This window comes from Martelella sp. NC20, assembly GCF_013459645.1.
Classification (GTDB): domain Bacteria; phylum Pseudomonadota; class Alphaproteobacteria; order Rhizobiales; family Rhizobiaceae; genus Martelella.
This window is the reverse complement of the sequence record NZ_CP054861.1, coordinates 4,446,113-4,464,686: the sequence shown is the minus strand read 5'-3', so window position 1 is coordinate 4,464,686 and position 18,574 is coordinate 4,446,113. Positions and strand designations below refer to the sequence as shown.

Here is an 18,574-nt window from a genome sequence, read left to right as displayed (position 1 = left end):
CAATCAACGCTGAAAGGCCAGTCCTGTCATGCTTAAAAATTGTCTCGTCTTCCTTTCCGTCGCCTGGACCGGCATCGCGGTTCTGTTCGTGACGCCCGCCAACGCCCTGGTCGAAATCGACATCTCCAGCGGCAATGTGCAGCCGCTGCCGATCGCGATCACCAACTTCATCTCCGATGATGGCCTCGGCGCGGACATTTCCGGCGTCATCGCTGCCGATCTGAAGCGCTCGGGACTGTTCAAGCCGATCGACAGCTCCGCCTTCATCGAGCAGATCAGCAGTCCCGACCAGACGCCGCGTTTCGAGGACTGGCAGTTGATCAGCGCCGAGGCGCTGGTGGTCGGCCGCGTCACCCGCGAGCCGGATGGCAGGCTGCGTTCGGAATTCCGGCTTTGGGATACCTATGCCGGCCAGCAGATCGTCGGCCAGCAGTTCTTTACCCAGCCCGACAACTGGCGTCGCGTTGCCCATATCATCGCCGATTCGATCTATCAGGCGCTCACCGGCGAGCAGGGCTATTTCGACAGCCGCATCGTTTTCGTCTCCGAAAGCGGCCCGAAGACCGACCGCAAGCGCCGGCTGGCGATCATGGACCAGGACGGCTTCAACGTCCGCATGCTGACGGACGGGCAATATATGGTTCTGACCCCCCGGTTCTCGCCGAACCGGCAGGAAGTGACCTACATGTCCTACGAGAACGATCAGCCGCGCGTCTATCTCCTCCAGCTCGAGACCGGCCAGCGCGAGGTCGTCGGCAACTTCCCCGGCATGACATTCGCGCCGCGCTTCTCCCCGGACGGCCAGCGCATCATCATGAGCCTCCAGCAGGACGGCAACGCCAATATCTATACGATGGACCTGCGCACCCGCTCGACCACGCGGCTGACGAGCACCGGCGCGATCGACACCTCGCCCTCCTATTCCCCGGATGCCAGCCGGATCGTGTTCGAAAGCGACCGGGGCGGGCGTCAGCAGCTCTATGTGATGAATGCCGACGGCTCCAACCAGCAGCGGATTTCCTTCGGTGACGGCGCCTATTCGACGCCGGTCTGGTCGCCGCGCGGGGATCTGATCGCGTTTACGAAGCAGTCCGGCGGCAAGTTCTCGATCGGGGTGATGAAGCCCGACGGGAGCGGCGAACGAATCCTGACCACCGGCTTTCACAATGAGGGGCCGACCTGGGCGCCGAACGGCCGCGTATTGATGTTCTTCCGCCAGAATGCCGGCGAGGGCGGTCCGCACCTTTATTCGATCGACCTGACGGGTTACAATGAACAGCGTGTCCAGACGCCGGATTTCGCATCGGACCCGGCATGGTCACCGCTGCTGGAATAAGGCGGAAAATGGCTTTGGCGGGGAGCGCGCGGCCTGGCCTTTGACGTTTGCTTAACCATTTTCGTTGAGGGGGCGTTAACAGCGATTTGCTAGCAGTCTGCAGCAAGGTCGGCGGTATGCGCACCGCCCATAGAATTGAGTTGTTTTTCCGCGTTATCGACCGGACATCCGGTCGATGTTTTGAACGCTTCTTAAGGAGAGCGGTAATGAGCCGAGCCACATTTGGGGTTGAAGGCAATTCGAGCAAATTCAGGGTCAGCCCTGCCATTGTCGCGCTTTGCACGGTGCTGGCGCTGGCCGGCTGCGCCAAGGACAACAAGAACAATCTGCCGGGCAGCGGCATGGGGGGTTCGGCCGGCGCGAGCTCGGGCATTGCTTCCCCGGGCAGCGTCCAGGACTTCGACCTCAATGTCGGCGACACCGTCTATTTCGAAACCGATTCGGCATCGATCACGCCGATCGCGGCCCAGACGCTCGACAAACAGGCCCAGTGGCTGCAGCGCTACCAGAATTACGCGATCCGTATCGACGGCCACGCCGACGAGCGCGGCACCCGCGAGTACAACCTCGCGCTCGGCGCCCGCCGCGCCACGGCCACCAAGAACTACCTCGTTTCGCGCGGCATCCCGGCCAACCGCCTGTCAACGATTTCCTACGGCAAGGAACGCCCGGTTGCCGTGTGCGACAACATTTCCTGCTGGTCGCAAAACCGCCGCACCGTCACGGTGCTGACGGGCGCGGGAAGCTGATCGACCCGCGGAAAGACACTGAAACCGGCTTTCGAGCCGGTTTTTTTATGTCCGCAGTGCAACAAATCGCGTTTTGATCTAAATATGGCCAGAAACACAGTGTGCGAAGGTTTTGGCACTTAGAGCGCCGTGCGTCCTTTTGGACGCACAAAGGACGCTCTAACTTACTGAATCTGCGCATCGTGCTGTCCGAAAATCGATTCCGATTTTCGAGCTGATGCGCTAGGCTAAACGGTTGGGACATGAGATGATGAAAAAAGCGATGATTTGCCTTCTGGCCGGCTCCGCGATGCTGGGGGCAGGGACGGGCGCAAATGCGGCCGGCTTTCCGGCGTTCGGCCAAGGGCCCGCCTGGAACACACAGGTGGTTCAGGTTCAGGCCAGCGATCCGTCCGTCAGGATCATGCAGCTCGAGGAGCAGGTTCGCAACCTGACCGGTCAGGTCGAGGACCTCGGCTTCCAGATGCTGCAGATGGAGGAGAAGATCCGCAAGATGCAGGAGGACCTGGAGTTCCGTCTGCAGGATCTCGAAAGCGGCATGGCGACCCCGCCTTCCGGTGGTTCTGGAAACGCCGACAGCGTCGGCAATGATGCGACGGCCTCGATGAATGGGCCGCCGCCAAATCCGGAACCCTCGGCGACCGCCGATGTGCCGGCCGACCTGCCCGAGGCGGCCGAAGGGGGCGGCGCCGACGCCGACTTCTACAAGCTCGCTTACGATCTGGTTCTTTCCGGCGATTACCAGCAGGCGGAAGAAGCTTTCGGAGAGTTCGTGCTGAGCTATCCCGACAGTCCGCTTGTGCCCGATGCCAGCTTCTGGCTCGGCGAATCGATGCTGGCGCAGCAGAAATACAACGAAGCCGCCAAGACCTTTCTGAGTGCCTACAAGGCGTATGGCGATTCCGCCAAGGCGCCCGAAATGCTCCTGAAGCTCGGCCAATCGCTCGCCGGTATGGACAACAAGGACGCCGCCTGCGCGACCTTCGCCGAAGTGCCGACGCGCTATCCGAATGCTGCTCAGGCCGTGCTTGCCAAGGCCCAGGCCGAAACCAGGGCCAATGGATGCTGACGCCGCCGTCAGCCAGAACACAGACAATTTCCGGGTACGAGACCGTTCTCGATGCCGCATCCGCCTTCGTGAAGCGGCTTAAAGCGGGCTGTCATGTAATGGCGGCGGTCTCCGGCGGCAGCGATTCGCTTGGTCTGCTGGCGGCGCTCGCCGAGGCCGCCGAGCAATGCGCCCGCCGCGATATTATGATTTCGGCCGCCACGGTCGACCACGGCTTGCGCGTAGAATCGGCCGATGAGGCGGCCACGGTCGCGCGCTTCTGCGTCGATCGCGGGATTGCGCATCAAACGCTTGCCTGGCGCGGCGAAAAGCCGGCGACGGGGCTGATGGCGGCAGCGCGGGACGCCCGCTACCGTTTGCTCGCCGACCACGCCGCCCGGATCGGCGCGGATGTGATCGCCGTTGCCCACACGCTGGACGATCAGGCCGAGACGCTTGAAATGCGCAAGGCCCGCAACCCCGATCCGCCTGTTTCCGGCATGGCGGCGGAAACGCTGGTGATGGGCCGCGTCTGGGTGGCGCGGCCGTTTCTGTCCGTTTCCCGCCAGTCGATTCGTGATCTTCTTGTTGCGCGCGGCATCGTCTGGTTCGACGATCCCTCCAATGCAAACCCGCGTTACGAACGGGTCCGCGTGCGCCGGTCCCTTGGCGGCGCGGTCTCGGCGCTTGGCGCGGAGGCGGTGATGGCGGGTCATATGCGGGCGCGCCTGTCCGAAGCCGCTGCCGCCATTCTGGCTTCCTCGGTGCGCATCCATGGCGCGGCGGTGGCGGAAATCGATCTGGAGCCGCTTGCTCGAAACCCGGACGCCGCCCGCTATCTGCTGAATGTGCTGGCGGCTGTCATCGGCGGCGAGACCCACGGGCCGGGAAAAGCGGCGCTTGCCGATATCCTCAATCTGGCCGAGGCCCGGCATGGCGCGCGAATGACGGCGGGGCGGTGCCTGTTCGAGCGCCAGCGCGAGCGTCTGTTGATACTGCGCGAGCAGCGCGGTCTCCGCCACCTCGAAATTTCCGCGCAAACGGCGGCTGTCTGGGACGGGCGGTGGCGGATCGAAAACCGCTCCGACGCGATGCTGGTCATCGGCCCGGCCGGAACTGATGCCGGGCCCGTGCAGACCTTTGCCGCGCTTCCTCCCCGCCTGTCGAAGCTCGCGCGCGCAACTGCGCCTTGCGTGAGGCAGGGAGCGTTGCCGGAAAGTGTCGGGATCAGCCGTATCCTGTCGCCTTATCAGCGCTATCTGCCCGGCTTCGATCTGGCGCTGGCCAACCGGCTGGCGGCCGCTTTCGGCATTTCGCCATTTCCCGCGCCTGCATATTTCAGCGGTTAATATTAAACTTGGGATGCGCTTGTCTTGGCAAGACGTGACGCCGACCCTATGTTAGGCGTAACTCAGCGGCACCACCGTGCCGATTATACGATTTCGGGGATTTTGATGAACCCAAACTTACGCAATATTGCGCTGTGGGCCATAATCGCGTTGCTGCTGGTCGCGCTGTTCAGCATGTTCCAGTCGACGCCGTCGCATAATGGCGCGACCCAGGTGGCCTATTCGCAATTCGTCAGCGATGTCGATTCCGGCAAGGTCAAGGATGTGACCATTACCGGCAACACCATTACCGGCACCTATTCCGGCGGCGCTGGATCGGCATTCCATACCTATGCTCCGGTCATCGACGAATCCCTGCTGACCAAGCTGGAAAACGCCAATGTGAAAGTGGATGCCAAGCCCGTGAGCGATGGCTCCGGCGGTATCCTGAGCTATGTCGGCACGCTGTTGCCGATGCTGCTGATCCTTGGCGTGTGGCTGTTCTTCATGCGCCAGATGCAGGGCGGCTCGCGCGGGGCGATGGGTTTCGGCAAGTCCAAGGCCAAGCTTCTGACCGAGGCCAATGGCCGCGTCACCTTTGATGACGTTGCCGGCGTCGACGAGGCCAAGCAGGACCTCGAGGAAATCGTCGAATTCCTGCGCGATCCGCAGAAGTTCCAGCGCCTCGGCGGCCGTATTCCGCGCGGCGTGCTGCTGGTCGGCCCTCCGGGCACCGGTAAAACGCTGCTGGCGCGCTCCGTTGCCGGCGAGGCCAATGTGCCGTTCTTCACGATTTCGGGCTCCGACTTCGTGGAAATGTTCGTCGGCGTCGGCGCATCCCGTGTGCGCGACATGTTCGAACAGGCCAAGAAGAACGCCCCATGCATCATCTTCATCGATGAAATCGATGCGGTCGGCCGCCATCGCGGCGCCGGTCTCGGCGGCGGCAATGACGAGCGCGAGCAGACGCTGAACCAGTTGCTGGTCGAGATGGACGGCTTCGAGGCAAACGAGGGCGTTATCCTGATCGCGGCCACCAACCGCCCCGACGTTCTCGATCCCGCGCTTCTGCGTCCCGGCCGTTTCGACCGTCAGGTCGTGGTGCCGAATCCGGATATCGTCGGCCGCGAGCGCATCCTGAAGGTGCATGCACGCAACACGCCGCTTGCCCCGAATGTCGATCTCAAGATCGTCGCCCGCGGCACGCCCGGCTTTTCGGGCGCGGACCTGATGAACCTCGTCAACGAGGCGGCGCTGATGGCGGCAAGGCGCAACAAGCGTCTGGTCACCATGGCCGAATTCGAGGACGCCAAGGACAAGATTATGATGGGCGCCGAGCGGCGCTCCACCGCGATGACCGAGGCGGAGAAGAAGCTGACGGCCTATCACGAGGCCGGCCATGCGATCGTCGCCATGAAGGTGCCCGTCGCCGACCCGGTCCACAAGGCCACGATCATCCCGCGCGGCCGTGCGCTCGGCATGGTCATGCAGCTTCCCGAGGGCGACCGCTACTCGATGAGCTACAAGTGGATGATCTCGCGCCTCGCCATCATGATGGGCGGCCGCGTCGCCGAGGAACTGACCTTCGGCAAGGAGAACATCACCTCCGGCGCCTCCTCCGATATCGAGCAGGCCACCAAGCTTGCCCGGGCGATGGTGACGCAATGGGGCTTTTCCGATGAACTCGGACATGTCTCCTATGGCGAAAACCAGCAGGAAGTCTTCCTCGGTCATTCGGTATCCCAGAGCAAGAACGTCTCCGAGGCGACCGCCCAGAAGATCGACAGCGAAGTCCGCCGTCTGATCGACGAGGCCTATGTCGAGGCGACGCGGATACTGACCGAGAACCGGGAGGGTTTCATTCAGCTTGCCGAAGGCCTGCTTGAATACGAGACGCTGTCCGGCGACGAGATCAAGGCGATCCTGAGGGGCGAAAAGCCCGCGCGCGATCTCGGCGACGACACGCCCCCCTCGCGCGGTTCCGCGGTGCCCTCCATGGGCCCGAAGAAAGACGCGCCCGCGCCGGCCGACGGCAAGGGCGACGGGTTCGAACCGCAGACCAACTGATCAGAAAACCGCCGGCTTCGACCGGCGGTTTTTTTGTGGGCTAACGGCGGTGGCGGCCAGGTGCCCGGTTGTTTGAAAACCTTGGCGCCTCCTTGTGAACGCAGCCACGGTAACGCCATGTTAGCGGTGTTGACGTTATTTTAAGTGCCCTGAGGGCGATAATCTGCGAAGAAACCCTCGACTGGATTTTTTAACTTTGGGCGACGCGGCGCGCGCGGCGCTGAAGAGGATTGCCATGACACGTAAATATTTCGGTACCGATGGTATTCGCGGTCAGTCGAATGTTTTTCCGATGACGCCGGATCTGGCGATGCGCGTGGGGATCGCGGTCGGCACGATCTTTCGGCGCGGCGACCACACCCACCGGGTGGTGATCGGCAAGGATACCCGGCTTTCCGGCTATATGCTGGAAAATGCGCTGGTGGCGGGCTTTACGGCCGCCGGCCTCAACGTCTATCTGCTCGGCCCGATCCCGACGCCTGCCGTCGCCATGCTGACGCGGTCGCTGCGCGCCGATGTCGGCGTGATGATCTCGGCCTCGCACAATCCCTTCGCCGATAACGGCATCAAGCTTTTCGGCCCCGACGGCTACAAGATGTCCGACGAGATCGAGGCGCGGATCGAAGCGCTGCTCGATCGCGACAATTTTCACGCCCAGCTTGCCCGCTCCAACGAGATCGGCCGCGCGAGCCGCGTCGACGGCGACATTTATCGCTATATCGAATTCGTCAAGCGCACCCTGCCGCGCGATGTCACGCTTCACGGCCTGAGGGTCGTGGTCGATTGCGCCAATGGCGCCGCCTACAAGGCCGCGCCGACGGCGCTGTGGGAACTCGGCGCCGATGTGGTCGCGATCGGCACGGAGCCGGACGGCCTCAACATCAACAAGGAATGCGGTTCCACCTATCCCAGGACCCTGCAGGAAAAGGTGCATGAGGTGCGCGCCGATATCGGCATCGCGCTCGATGGCGATGCCGACCGCGTCATCATCGTCGATGAGCAGGGCAGCGTCATCGATGGCGACCAGCTCATGGCCGTGATCGCCGGCAATTTGGTCGAGGACAAGGAATTGAAGGGCGGCGGCGTTGTCGCGACGGTGATGTCCAATCTCGGCCTCGAGCGACACCTGAACGGGATGAACCTGGATCTGGTGCGCACCAAGGTCGGCGACCGCTACGTCGTCGAGCATATGCGCAAGAACGGCTATAATGTCGGTGGCGAGCAGTCCGGCCATATCGTTTTGTCCGATTTCGGCACGACCGGCGACGGGCTGGTGGCCGCGTTGCAGGTGCTGGCCGCCGTCAAACGCGCGGGCAAGCCCGTCAGCGAAGTCTGCCGCAAGTTCGAGCCTGTGCCGCAGCTTCTGCGCAACGTCCGCATTTCAGCCGGCGCGGCACCCCTGGAAGACGGCAATGTCAAGAAGGCGGTCGCCGATGCCGAGGCCGAACTGAAGGGCCGGGGCCGCCTGGTGATCCGCCCCTCGGGCACCGAACCGCTGATCCGCGTGATGGCCGAAGGCGACGATCCGGCCCAGGTCGAACGCGTGGTCTCCGGTCTCATCGATGTCATCGCGAGTGTGCGCACTGCGGCCTGAGGCGGCTGCGCGGCAGTTTTGGTTGAACGTCGAAGCCCATAATCTCTCCCCTTGAGGGAGAGATGCCCCGACAGGGGCAGAGAGGGGTGAACCCTTTCCCTGAGCACGGCGTTTGCGGCTTGTGCCCATACCCCTCTCTGTCGCTTTCGCGACATCTCCCCCTCAAGGGGGGAGATTGACGACTGAGATGCCGTGGATGTCATCCCGGCACTAGGTCGTCTGGAAGTCGGCAAGGTCTGCCGAAAACCCCATTTTCTTGCATCCGTGCAGTCATAATTATTTCGCTTGCCAAGCGACCCCACCTCAAATATATCCGACGGCGGGACACCTCTCCCCAACGAGAGGCCACTATCTGAAAGGGTAGACGATGACTGACATGACCAAGCCGGACCTCCGTCCGGTCAATCCCCGCTTTTCTTCCGGCCCCTGTGCGAAGCGTCCTGGCTGGACGCCCGAAGCGCTCAATGATGCGCCGCTTGGCCGTTCCCACCGCGCTAAAATCGGCAAGGCGAAGCTCAAGGAAGCGATCGACCTTACCCGCGAGATCCTCGGCGTTCCCGGCGATTACCGCATCGCCATCGTGCCGGCGTCCGATACCGGCGCCGTCGAGATGGCGCTGTGGTCGCTGCTTGGCGAACGCGGCGTCGACATGCTCGCCTGGGAAAGCTTCGGTTCGGGCTGGGTGACCGATGTCATCAAGCAGCTCAAGCTGAAGGATGCGCGCAAGATCGAAGCGCCCTACGGCCGGCTCCCCGACCTTTCCACGGTGAATTTCGACAATGACGTAGTGTTCACCTGGAACGGCACCACCTCCGGTGTCAGGGTTCCGAATGCCGATTTCATTCCCTATGACCGCAAGGGCTTGACGATCTGCGACGCGACCTCTGCCGTGTTTGCGCAGGACCTCGATTTCAACAAGCTCGATGTCGTCACCTACTCATGGCAAAAGGTGCTGGGCGGAGAGGGCGGCCATGGCGTCCTGATCCTCAGCCCGCGCGCGGTCGAGCGGCTGGAAAGCTACACGCCGGCATGGCCGTTGCCGAAGATTTTCCGCATGACCAAGGGCGGCAAGCTGATCGAGGGCATTTTCGTCGGCGAAACCATCAACACGCCGTCCATGCTCTGCGTCGAGGACTATCTCGATGCGCTGAAATGGGCAAAGCAGGTCGGCGGGCTTGAGGGCCTGATGACGCGGGCCGATGCCAATGCCAGGGTGATCTTCGATTTCGTCGAGAACAATGACTGGATCGAGAACCTCGCCGAGGTGGCCGAGACGCGCTCCAACACCTCCGTCTGCCTCAAGATCGTCGATCCGGCCGTTCTGGCGCTTGATGACGCCGGGCAGGCTGCCTTTGCCAAGGCGATCGTGTCCGCGCTCGACAAGGAAGACGTCGCCTATGACATCGGCGCCTATCGCGATGCGCCGTCGGGCCTTCGCATCTGGGCGGGGTCCACGGTCGAGACCGCCGATATGGAAGCGCTGATGGTCTGGCTCGACTGGGCCTTCCAGGCGGAAAGAGCCAAGCTCGCGGCCTAGGCGAGGCGAGGGCTCGCGCCACCCTTTGGGTGAAGGCGCGGGCCGATCATTCCCGACTTAAATTCTTTTTGAAGGAGGCCATCATGGCACCTCGCGTACTCGTATCCGACGCGCTGTCGGAAGCTGCCGTGCAGATTTTCAAGGATCGCGGCATTGACGTCGATTTCCAGCCGAAGCTCGGCAAGGACAAGGAAAAGCTGCTCGAGATCATCGGCCAGTATGATGGCCTCGCGATCCGCTCGGCCACCAAGGCGACCGAAAAGCTGATCGAGGCGGCGACCAATCTGAAGGTCATCGGCCGCGCCGGCATCGGCGTCGACAATGTCGATATCCCGGCCGCCTCGCGCCGCGGCATCATCGTCATGAACACGCCTTTCGGCAACTCGATCACCACCGCCGAACATGCAATTTCCCTGATGCTGGCGGTTGCCCGCCAGATCCCCGCCGCCGACGCCTCGACCCAGGCCGGCAAATGGGAGAAGTCGAAATTCATGGGCGTCGAGATCACCGGCAAGACGCTCGGCGTCATCGGCGCCGGCAATATCGGCTCGATCGTCTGCAACCGCGCGCTCGGCCTGAAGATGAACGTCATCGCCTACGACCCCTTCCTGTCGCAGGACAAGGCCGAGAAGATGGGCGTCACCAAGGTCGAACTCGACGAGCTTCTGGCCAAGGCCGACTTCATCACCCTGCACGTTCCGATGACCGACAAGACCCGCGGCATCCTGAACGCCGAGGCGCTGGCCAAGACCAAAAAGGGCGTACGCATCATCAACTGCGCCCGTGGCGGTCTTGTCGATGAGGCGGCGCTCGCAGAAGCGATCAAGTCCGGTCATGTCGCCGGTGCAGGATTCGACGTGTTCGAGACCGAGCCCGCGACCGACAGCCCGCTGTTCGGCCTCGACAATGTCGTCTGCACCCCGCATCTCGGCGCTTCGACGTCGGAAGCGCAGGAAAATGTGGCGCTTCAGGTTGCCGACCAGATGTCGGACTACCTGCTGAAGGGCGCTGTCACCAACGCCATCAACATGCCCTCGATCTCGGCCGACGAAGCGCCGCGCCTGAAGCCTGTGATCAAGCTTGCCGAAGTGCTCGGCGGTTTTGCCGGCCAGGTGACCGAGAGCCCGATCAAGGAAGTCGAAGTGCTTTATGACGGCGTCTTCGCCGACATGAACACCACGGCGCTGACCAGCGCGCTGCTGGCCGGCCTGCTGCGCCCGGTCGTGGCCGACGTCAACATGGTATCGGCGCCGATCATGGTGAAGGACAAGGGCATCATCCTGCAGGAAGCCCGGCGCGACAAGTCGGGCGTTTACGATGGGTATATCAAGCTGACGATCACCACCGAGAAGCAGACCCGTTCTGTCGCCGGCACGGTGTTTTCCGATGGCAAGCCGCGCTTCATCCAGATCAAGGGCATCAACATGGATGCCGATGTCGGCCGCCACATGATCTACATCGCCAATACCGACGTGCCCGGCATGATCGGTTTCATGGGCTCGACGCTCGGCGATGCCGGCGTCAATATCGCCAACTTCCAGCTCGGTCGCGACAATCAGGGCGGCGATGCGATCGCGCTGCTTTACGTTGACGAGGAGCCGAAGCAGGAGGTTCTCGACAAGCTGCTGGCCCATCCGGCGATCAAGCAGGCAAAGCCGCTGGAATTCGCCGTCGAATAAGGCGGTTTCCGCGACAAGACAGCCCGGCCTCCCGAAACGGGCGCCGGGCTCGGTTTGTTGACAAACCGCGTAATATCAACGGTCATTGAAAATGACCGTTGATATTCCGTTTGCGAATTCCCAAGTCACCAGGACAATTGGGAAATTCGCAATTCCTTCAAGGCGGGGATGCGTCAGCATCTTCGCGCCTTGGTATAGGCGGTCACGGAGCCGCATCCCTTTCCGTCGTCACCCCGGACTTGATCCGGGGTCCAGCAAGTGCCGGGTCCTTGCGCGCAAAGCTCTTGTCTGAAATCACCACAAGCGGCCCTGGATGCCGGCTCACGGCCGGCATGACGGAGTGGCTTGGGAGGGACTTTTCTGCCTGCTGACCGCTCCGACCCCTCCGGCGGTTGCGTCCGGAGCGAAAGCGCGCCAAATTCGGTGGAGGATAATGCCGGGAGGATGAAGAATTGACCGATCAAGCAGCACTTGGCGCGGCCTTGGAAAAACTCGCCGATGCCGGCTTCACCAAGGGGCCCGCATGGGAGGCGGTCCATGACCTGTGCCAGCACCACGAGGGCGAAAGCCTGTTCGATGCCGCCCATGCGCTCTGCCACCGGATCGAGGGCGATGACGGCAACGCCGGTTACTGGTACCGGCGGTCTGGCAGGCCGGTTGCGACGGGGCGCTTTGCGGAGGAGTGCGCGGCGCTGCGGGCGGAGATTTCCCGGGCCTGACCGGCCCGGTCACACCTTGAACAGGCGCCGGCCGGCACCAGCGCCGGCTGTGCCGCAAACAGACGCGGGACGGCGCCTTTTAACAAGGCGCCGTCCTGTTTCTGTTGCTATCAGTTGTGGGCGCGTTCGACCGGCGGCGGGCTCCAGGTGCCGCTGAGGACGGAGAGTTCCGGCCAGTAGATCCGCATCGTCAGGCTGAAATGGCCGCTCTCCGGCGCGGGCAGCCAGTTGGCTTGCCTGTCCTTGCCGGGCGATTCCCGCTGGATGTAGATGTCGATCGATCCGTCAGCGTTCTCCTTGAGCGCGCTGTTGCTGCCGAGCGAGTAGCGGTCGATCGGGTTCTTGGCGAAGAACTGGTCCTGATTGTAGAGCGTCACCGACCAGAACGCGCGGGCCGGCGGGGCCGCGCCCTTGTCGAAATGCAGAACATAGTCCTTGGAGCTGTCGAATGGATTGCCGTCGGCATCCACGAATGCGCTCGGATAGACGGCGTCGACCGGCTTGTTGGCGGCAAGCCCGCCAAAGGCGACGCCGGCGCGATGCATGTAGTCGGAACCGTAGCTTCCGATCCCCGTCAGGTTGATCCTCCAGCCGTTGACGAGTTCGCCGGACCGCACCCAGGTCTTCTGGATGAACGGCAGCACCTTCGCGGGAGCCTCGGCAATGGCGTCCTGCACCGCCTTGGGCTGTGCCGTCGGGTCGTAGCTGTTTCCGGGCACCAGCCCGATCCGGCCCATCAGGTCGACGGCGGAATCGTCGTTGGAATGGGGCGGATTTTTCTTCATCAGTTCGGCGAAGCGCTGGAAGAATGCCGGGCCATCGAGTTTTTCGATCTGGCCGACAGGCGAACTCATGTCGCGCGCCGCATCGACAGCGCCCTTCGGCGGAACGTAGTCCGTGCCCCAGGCGCTGAGGGGAACGGCCTTCAGTCCGGCCTGAAAGGCATGGACCGCGTCGTAATCGGCCGATCCCCGGGTTTCGACGCGCCCGACCACCCATCCCTCGGCCGTCGGGCTTTCGTAGCCCCTGACGCCGTCCGGCAGCTTGCCCTGCCAGCCGGGGCCGACGATGGCGAAGGTGTAGGCGTCATCGCCGGTGGTGCGGCTCCCCGGCGAGGCATAGACGTCGCTCCATTCGTCCATCATCTGGAACAGGTAGAAGCGTCCGTTTGAGGCCGGAACCGAGACGATCAGCGGCTCCTTCGAGACATCATAGGTGAGCGAGGAATAGAGCGTGTCGGCGTTGGGACGGACGACGGTGTCGAACGAGGCATCGGGAAAGGCCGCCAGATTGGCGAACTGGTTGACCGGGGCGGCAACCCCCGCCGGCTCGGCGACATTGGTCGAGACTGCAGCGCTGATGTCCATCAGTACCATCGGATAGGCCATGACATAGATGGAATAGACGATGGCCTTTGCCTGCTCGTCGTTCAGCGTCGCCTCGACCTGGGTTTTTGCGAAAACCGGGCTGTTGAGCACCGGCGAAAAGGCCACCGCGAGGCTGAGCGCGGCAACCGCAACAGGTTTCATTCTCATGTAAAATCCCTCGCTTGTGATAGTGATAGATTTAAACCTTAGATTGAAGGTCTTTTTGTGACAAGTCATCGTTTGGGAGGCGCGGCAGGTTGACGCAGGTCCTGTAGGATCGTGCCGGGGTTCCCGAATAGCCTTCGGGGCGCGGCAACTTCATTGCGAAGCGCCGCGCCCCGTTGCTACCGGTTGTCCGCCTGACTGCGAACCAGTTCCAGGCCCCTTGCGGTGATCTGGTAGGGGCGGCCGCCCCGAGAACGGATCGCCCGCTTGGCCTTCAGCTTGCGGAACAATGTCAGGTCGAGGCCGGAATAGCGCCAGCCGTCGCGGGTGTAGCAGTCTACCCGCTCGATCTTCCGGTTTTCGGTTTTGATGAGTTCGATCCTGCCGCCCTGGGCGAGCAGGTGAAGAATGCGCTGTTCATCGCGCGAGATGTCCATGGTCGTCAATTCCGGATGGGCGCCATCAATACCTGGGTATAGGGCGCGTGAAAACGGTTCCCGCCGGCATTCGCCTCGCGGGGCTCATCGTTTTCGGCCGCTGCGCGCATCTTGCCCGAAGGGGCAGGACGGGCAGGGCCCTTACCGGGATTCCTGACGGTTGGACATACACACTCCGTGTTGACCGGAGCGACATAGTTCCGATGCCGTCCCGGGTCAAGGTTTTGAAGGGCGTCCGGACACCCAATCGCTTGCGTCTTCTGCCCATTTGCTCTACCTCACCAACGATATCCCGTGAATGAACGATGAGCTGACCATGACCATTGTCGATACCCGCACGCCCGATCCCAAACGCCTTATCCCCGGCGCCACCGGCGATTGGGAAGTCATCATCGGCCTTGAGGTGCATGCGCAGGTCACCAGCAATGCGAAACTGTTCTCCGGTTCGTCCACCACCTTCGGCAAGGCGCCCAACGCCAACGTCTCGCTGGTCGATGCCGCCATGCCCGGCATGCTGCCGGTGATCAACGAGGAATGCGTCAAGCAGGCCGTGCGCACCGGTCTCGGCCTGAAGGCGAAGATCAACAAGCGCTCGATCTTCGACCGCAAGAATTATTTCTATCCCGATCTGCCGCAGGGCTACCAGATCTCGCAGTTCAAGGACCCGATCGTCGGCGAGGGCACGATCACGATCTCGCTCGGTCCCGACCGCGAAGGCAATTTCGAGGATATCGAGATCGGAATCGAGCGGCTGCATCTGGAGCAGGACGCCGGCAAGCTGATGCATGACCAGCATCCCTCGTTTTCCTTCGTCGACCTCAACCGTTCCGGCGTTGCGCTGATGGAGATCGTCTCCAAGCCCGACATGCGCTCGGCCGACGAGGCCAAGGCCTATGTTACCAAGCTCAGGACCATCGTTCGCTATCTCGGCACCTGCGACGGCAACATGGACGAGGGCTCGATGCGCGCCGACGTCAATGTCTCTGTGAGGAAGCCCGGCGGCGAGTTCGGCACGCGCTGCGAGATCAAGAACGTCAACTCGATCCGTTTCGTCGGCCAGGCGATCGACAGCGAGGCCCGCCGCCAGATCGACATTCTGGAGGACGGCGGCAAGATCGATCAGGAGACCCGCCTGTTCGATCCGGTCAAGGGCGAGACCCGCTCGATGCGCTCGAAGGAAGACGCGCATGACTACCGCTATTTCCCCGATCCGGACCTCTTGCCGCTCGAATTCGACGACGCCTTCATCGCGGAGCTGGCCAAGGACCTGCCGGAACTGCCGGACGACAAGAAGGCCCGTTTTGTCGAAAAGCTCGGCCTGTCGGTCTACGACGCCTCGGTTCTGGTCTCCGACAAGGCGGTTTCCGACTATTATGAAAAGCTGGCCGAAGGCCGCGACGCCAAGGCGGCGGCCAATTGGGTGATCAACGACCTGCTCGGCGCGCTCAACAAGGCGAGCAAGGGCATTGACGAGACCCCGGTCTCGCCCGACCAGCTCGGCGCCATTCTCGACCTGCTGAAGGACGGCGTGATCTCCGGCAAGATTGCCAAGGACCTGTTCGAGATCGTCTGGAACGAGGGCGGCGACCCGAAGGCGATCGTCGAGGAGCGCGGCATGAAGCAGGTGACGGATACCGGCGCGATCGAGAAGATCGTCGACGAGATCATCGCCGCCAATCCGGAGCAGGTCGAAAAGGTCAAGGCCAAGCCCTCGCTTGCCGGCTGGTTCGTCGGTCAGGTGATGAAGGCTTCGGGCGGAAAGGCCAACCCGCAGGCCGTCCAGGCGCTGGTCAAGGAAAAGCTGGGCGTCACGGAGTAGCGGCATGTTCTTTGTCCGCACGGCGATGGAAGCGGATATTCCGGCGGTTTCCGAATTGCTGGATGTGACCTGGCATGCCGCCTACGACGCCATTCTGGGCGCGGAAAAGGTGAGCGCGATGGTGGCAAGCTGGCATTCGCCCGCCGCCATCAAGGCGCGACTTGCAAGGCCGGGCGGCGAGTTTCTGGTGGCCGATGACGGCCATCGCATCGGCGGAATGGCCTATGGCATCCTGTCGAAGACACACGTGGACACCATCAACCTCCACCAGCTCTACGTCCATCCGGATTGTCGGCGCCAGGGGATCGGTCGCGACCTGTTCGCGGAAATCGAGACCTGTTTCCCGAACGCAAAACGGTTGGTGCTGGAGGTCGTGGTCGGCAATGCCGAGGCAATCGCCTTCTACCGCGCCCACGGGCTGGTTGAAGCCGGTGAGACACAGAATTGCGGTACGTCCGGTTCCGGCATTCCGGCTGTGATCATGGAGAAGGAACTCCTCCATGTCTGATCCGGAAGACCTCCTCATCCGCGAGGCGCGGCTCGATGACCTTCCGGTGCTGATCTCGATCTTCGCCGCGGACACGCTTGGCGGCCATGGCGATACCAATGACGCCGATGCCTATGACGACTACCGCGATGCGTTCGAGGCCATCAAGGCGTCGGCCAGCAACACGCTCTACGTCGCGGAGCTCGATGACATGATCGTCGGCACCTTCCAGACGACCTATATCCGCACGCTGACGGGCAGGGGCGGGGCCACGCTGACGATCGAGGCGGTGCAGACCCATCCCGAATGGCGCGGTCGGGGCATCGGCCGGAAGATGATCGAGACGGCGATCGATGAGGCCAGGATCGAGGGTTGCCGGCTGGTGCAGCTGATGTCGAACGCGTCGCGCAAAGACGCTCATCGCTTCTACGAGCGGCTCGGCTTCCGCCAGTCGCATCTCGGCTTCAAAATGAAGCTTCACGGCGTCTGAGACGTCTCGTCGCTCTGGACAAGAGCGGCATGACGCGCCATACACGAGGGTAATGCAAAAGGCCGCTTGCGGCCGGGACGAAGGAAAGAAAATGGCTGGCTTTCTGACCAAGATGTTCACCTGGTGGAACGGATCGACCATCGGAACGGATCTGTTCACGCGCCGCTTCGGCAAGAAGGTGGGCGAGGATCAGTTCGGCAACATCTATTATGAAGGCGGAGTGTCCACCTATGGCCTGCCGCGCCGTTGGGTGATCTACAAGGGCTATGCCGATGCCTCCTCCATTCCGCCCGGCTGGCATGGCTGGATGCATCACCGCACCGACACGCCGCCGCCCCGGCAGGCCTACAAGGCGCATGAGTGGGAAAAGCCGCATAATCCCAACCTCACGGGTACCGCGCTCGCCTATCGCCCCCGTGGCTCGCTCGCCGTCGAAGGCAAGCGTAACGAGGTGACCGGCGACTACGATGCCTGGACGCCGGGCGGCTGATTGCGTTTCTGCCGCATTTGAACGGTATCGAGTCGTTCGCGGCGACGAATGGGAGATCCGAGGGTCTAGTGACCGGGCTTCCCCATTCTCCGCGTCACCCTCGGGCTTGACCCGAGGGTCCAGGCGGCGTTCTCCGTGTGGCCTGGATACTCGGGTCAAGCCCGAGTATGACACGAGAGGAGAGGCGGGAGGTTCTGACCCCGTTTTCTGCATGAGAGGGATCAATGATGCGTCAATCGGGTTTTGGAAAAACGGCCGCGACACTCGGCTTCGTCGCGGCGGCACTGGCTTCCGCCACACCCGCTCTTGCCGCCCGTGTGGAAAATCCCGTGGCCGTTTTCGGCGGCATCGACAAGATCACCGGCCGCACCTACACATTCGATGCCTATGTCGGCGAGACCGTTCAGTTCGGCCGCCTGCAGGTCACGCCGCGGGTCTGCTATTCGCGCGATGATACCGAGGAGCAGCGCATCGATGCCTTTGTGCAGGTCGACAAGGTTTCGCTGCAGAACGACGTCAGCCGTATCTTCTCGGGCTGGATGTTCGCCGATTCGCCGGCGCTGAACGCCGTGGAAGATCCGATCTATGACGTCTGGCTGACCGATTGCGTGGCGAGCGCGGAAGTGCCTTCTCCCTGAGAAGATTACGGAAACGGCTGATCCGGCCACACCAGCGCGGCGTTCAGCAGCGTCATATACCTGTCCTTCGGAATATCGATCGCGCCCATCGTCTTCAGATGATCGGTGGTGAACTGCGTGTCGAGAAGCTGGAACCGGTTGGCCCGCAACCGCTCGACCAGATGCACCAGGCAGATCTTCGAGGCGCTGGGCCGGCGCGAAAACATGCTCTCGCCGAAAAACGCCGCCTTCAGCGATACGCCGTAAAGCCCGCCGACAAGCTCGCCATCCTCGTAGGCCTCCACCGAATGGGCATGGCCCATGCGGTGCAGCGCGTTGTAGAGCGAGCGGATTTCGGCGTTGATCCAGGTCTGCGGGCGATCCGGCGCGGGCGTGGCACAGGCGTCCATGACGCCGGCGAAATCATGGTTGAAGCGGATTTCGTAGGGAGACCTGCGCAATAGCTTGCGCAGGCTGTGGGACACGTGCAGGCCATCCAGCGGGATAATGCCGCGGATTTCCGGCTCGACCCAGAACAGCTCCGTATCCTCGGCCGATTCGGACATGGGGAAGAGGCCGATGCTGTATGCATTCAAAAGCAGTTCCGGTGTTATGCCGCTGCCTTTTGCGCTGCCTCTTTCCATG

At 62.5% G+C, this 18,574-nt stretch carries 17 protein-coding genes; 14 read left to right on the top strand and 3 right to left on the bottom strand.

All coding sequences use genetic code 11. The features are described from left to right. The first annotated feature begins 28 nt into the window (after window positions 1–28). From tolB to HQ843_RS21245, 9 genes are all read left to right on the top strand, one after another. Entirely contained in the window at window positions 29–1,336 is a 1,308-nt protein-coding gene (gene tolB / locus HQ843_RS21285; protein ID WP_180903302.1) for a Tol-Pal system beta propeller repeat protein TolB, read from the top strand. 206 nt (window positions 1,337–1,542) lie between these two features. After that, window positions 1,543–2,085, top strand: coding sequence for a peptidoglycan-associated lipoprotein Pal (gene pal / locus HQ843_RS21280; RefSeq protein WP_180901315.1), 543 nt, complete (start codon window positions 1,543–1,545; stop codon window positions 2,083–2,085). 247 nt (window positions 2,086–2,332) lie between these two features. Beyond that, a complete protein-coding gene (gene ybgF / locus HQ843_RS21275; RefSeq protein WP_246710185.1) occupies window positions 2,333–3,154 on the top strand; it encodes a tol-pal system protein YbgF in 822 nt (273 codons plus the stop codon). Then, window positions 3,148–4,482, top strand: a complete 1,335-nt coding sequence (tilS, locus tag HQ843_RS21270; RefSeq protein ID WP_180901317.1) for a tRNA lysidine(34) synthetase TilS — start codon at window positions 3,148–3,150, stop codon at window positions 4,480–4,482. Before ybgF ends, tilS begins: the two co-directional genes overlap by 7 nt. A 105-nt stretch (window positions 4,483–4,587) precedes the next feature. Further along, window positions 4,588–6,528: an ATP-dependent zinc metalloprotease FtsH gene (gene ftsH / locus HQ843_RS21265; RefSeq protein WP_180901318.1), complete on the top strand. Its 1,941-nt coding sequence runs from the start codon at window positions 4,588–4,590 to the stop codon at window positions 6,526–6,528. Between the two features lie 235 nt (window positions 6,529–6,763). Next, on the top strand, window positions 6,764–8,122 hold the full coding sequence (glmM, locus tag HQ843_RS21260) for a phosphoglucosamine mutase (RefSeq protein ID WP_180901319.1): 1,359 nt from the start codon (window positions 6,764–6,766) through the stop codon (window positions 8,120–8,122). Between the two features lie 367 nt (window positions 8,123–8,489). Continuing rightward, on the top strand, window positions 8,490–9,659 hold the full coding sequence (locus HQ843_RS21255) for a phosphoserine transaminase (RefSeq protein ID WP_180901320.1): 1,170 nt from the start codon (window positions 8,490–8,492) through the stop codon (window positions 9,657–9,659). Between the two features lie 83 nt (window positions 9,660–9,742). Next, window positions 9,743–11,338 carry a phosphoglycerate dehydrogenase gene (serA, locus tag HQ843_RS21250; protein ID WP_180901321.1) on the top strand — a complete coding sequence of 532 codons (1,596 nt, stop codon included), beginning with the start codon at window positions 9,743–9,745 and terminating at the stop codon, window positions 11,336–11,338. A gap of 452 nt (window positions 11,339–11,790) precedes the next feature. After that, on the top strand, window positions 11,791–12,057 hold the full coding sequence (locus HQ843_RS21245; protein ID WP_180901322.1) for a hypothetical protein: 267 nt from the start codon (window positions 11,791–11,793) through the stop codon (window positions 12,055–12,057). 110 nt (window positions 12,058–12,167) lie between these two features. Here HQ843_RS21245 and HQ843_RS21240 read toward each other — a convergent pair whose 3' ends face one another. Together HQ843_RS21240 and HQ843_RS21235 are read right to left on the bottom strand one after the other, a co-directional pair. Continuing rightward, entirely contained in the window at window positions 12,168–13,592 is a 1,425-nt protein-coding gene (locus HQ843_RS21240; protein WP_180901323.1) for a DUF1254 domain-containing protein, read from the bottom strand. A 176-nt stretch (window positions 13,593–13,768) separates the two neighbouring features. Beyond that, window positions 13,769–14,026, bottom strand: coding sequence for a YjhX family toxin (locus tag HQ843_RS21235; RefSeq protein WP_180901324.1), 258 nt, complete (start codon window positions 14,024–14,026; stop codon window positions 13,769–13,771). Between the two features lie 316 nt (window positions 14,027–14,342). On the opposite strand from HQ843_RS21235, the gene gatB reads away from it, so the two are divergent. From gatB to HQ843_RS21210, 5 genes are all read left to right on the top strand, one after another. Continuing rightward, window positions 14,343–15,845: an Asp-tRNA(Asn)/Glu-tRNA(Gln) amidotransferase subunit GatB gene (gatB, locus tag HQ843_RS21230; protein WP_180902085.1), complete on the top strand. Its 1,503-nt coding sequence runs from the start codon at window positions 14,343–14,345 to the stop codon at window positions 15,843–15,845. 4 nt (window positions 15,846–15,849) lie between these two features. After that, window positions 15,850–16,353 (top strand): GNAT family N-acetyltransferase, encoded by a 504-nt coding sequence (locus HQ843_RS21225; protein ID WP_180901325.1) that lies wholly within the window; start codon window positions 15,850–15,852, stop codon window positions 16,351–16,353. After that, the gene (locus HQ843_RS21220) at window positions 16,346–16,822 is read left to right on the top strand and encodes a GNAT family N-acetyltransferase (protein ID WP_180901326.1); all 477 of its coding nucleotides are present in this window, start codon (window positions 16,346–16,348) and stop codon (window positions 16,820–16,822) included. Before HQ843_RS21225 ends, HQ843_RS21220 begins: the two co-directional genes overlap by 8 nt. 91 nt (window positions 16,823–16,913) lie before the next feature. Then, on the top strand, window positions 16,914–17,312 hold the full coding sequence (locus HQ843_RS21215) for an NADH:ubiquinone oxidoreductase subunit NDUFA12 (protein WP_180901327.1): 399 nt from the start codon (window positions 16,914–16,916) through the stop codon (window positions 17,310–17,312). A 227-nt stretch (window positions 17,313–17,539) separates the two neighbouring features. Then, complete coding sequence (locus HQ843_RS21210) at window positions 17,540–17,950, top strand: DUF2155 domain-containing protein (protein WP_180902086.1); 411 nt, start codon at window positions 17,540–17,542, stop codon at window positions 17,948–17,950. Between the two features lie 5 nt (window positions 17,951–17,955). On the opposite strand, the gene aat is transcribed toward HQ843_RS21210, so the two are convergent. Continuing rightward, window positions 17,956–18,573 carry a leucyl/phenylalanyl-tRNA--protein transferase gene (aat, locus tag HQ843_RS21205; RefSeq protein ID WP_180901328.1) on the bottom strand — a complete coding sequence of 206 codons (618 nt, stop codon included), beginning with the start codon at window positions 18,571–18,573 and terminating at the stop codon, window positions 17,956–17,958. Window position 18,574: the final 1 nt, after the last annotated feature.

What these genes read in the sequence shown, in the direction of transcription:
- tolB (WP_180903302.1), top strand. Translation starts at nt 29, where the DNA reads ATGCTTAAAAATTGTCTCGTCTTCCTTTCCGTCGCCTGGACCGGCATC.
- pal (WP_180901315.1), top strand. Translation starts at nt 1,543, where the DNA reads ATGAGCCGAGCCACATTTGGGGTTGAAGGCAATTCGAGCAAATTCAGG.
- ybgF (WP_246710185.1), top strand. Translation starts at nt 2,333, where the DNA reads ATGATGAAAAAAGCGATGATTTGCCTTCTGGCCGGCTCCGCGATGCTG.
- tilS (WP_180901317.1), top strand. Translation starts at nt 3,148, where the DNA reads ATGCTGACGCCGCCGTCAGCCAGAACACAGACAATTTCCGGGTACGAG.
- ftsH (WP_180901318.1), top strand. Translation starts at nt 4,588, where the DNA reads ATGAACCCAAACTTACGCAATATTGCGCTGTGGGCCATAATCGCGTTG.
- glmM (WP_180901319.1), top strand. Translation starts at nt 6,764, where the DNA reads ATGACACGTAAATATTTCGGTACCGATGGTATTCGCGGTCAGTCGAAT.
- HQ843_RS21255 (WP_180901320.1), top strand. Translation starts at nt 8,490, where the DNA reads ATGACTGACATGACCAAGCCGGACCTCCGTCCGGTCAATCCCCGCTTT.
- serA (WP_180901321.1), top strand. Translation starts at nt 9,743, where the DNA reads ATGGCACCTCGCGTACTCGTATCCGACGCGCTGTCGGAAGCTGCCGTG.
- HQ843_RS21240 (WP_180901323.1), bottom strand. Translation starts at nt 13,592, where the DNA reads ATGAGAATGAAACCTGTTGCGGTTGCCGCGCTCAGCCTCGCGGTGGCC.
- HQ843_RS21235 (WP_180901324.1), bottom strand. Translation starts at nt 14,026, where the DNA reads ATGGACATCTCGCGCGATGAACAGCGCATTCTTCACCTGCTCGCCCAG.
- gatB (WP_180902085.1), top strand. Translation starts at nt 14,343, where the DNA reads ATGACCATTGTCGATACCCGCACGCCCGATCCCAAACGCCTTATCCCC.
- HQ843_RS21225 (WP_180901325.1), top strand. Translation starts at nt 15,850, where the DNA reads ATGTTCTTTGTCCGCACGGCGATGGAAGCGGATATTCCGGCGGTTTCC.
- HQ843_RS21220 (WP_180901326.1), top strand. Translation starts at nt 16,346, where the DNA reads ATGTCTGATCCGGAAGACCTCCTCATCCGCGAGGCGCGGCTCGATGAC.
- HQ843_RS21215 (WP_180901327.1), top strand. Translation starts at nt 16,914, where the DNA reads ATGGCTGGCTTTCTGACCAAGATGTTCACCTGGTGGAACGGATCGACC.
- HQ843_RS21210 (WP_180902086.1), top strand. Translation starts at nt 17,540, where the DNA reads ATGCGTCAATCGGGTTTTGGAAAAACGGCCGCGACACTCGGCTTCGTC.
- aat (WP_180901328.1), bottom strand. Translation starts at nt 18,573, where the DNA reads ATGGAAAGAGGCAGCGCAAAAGGCAGCGGCATAACACCGGAACTGCTT.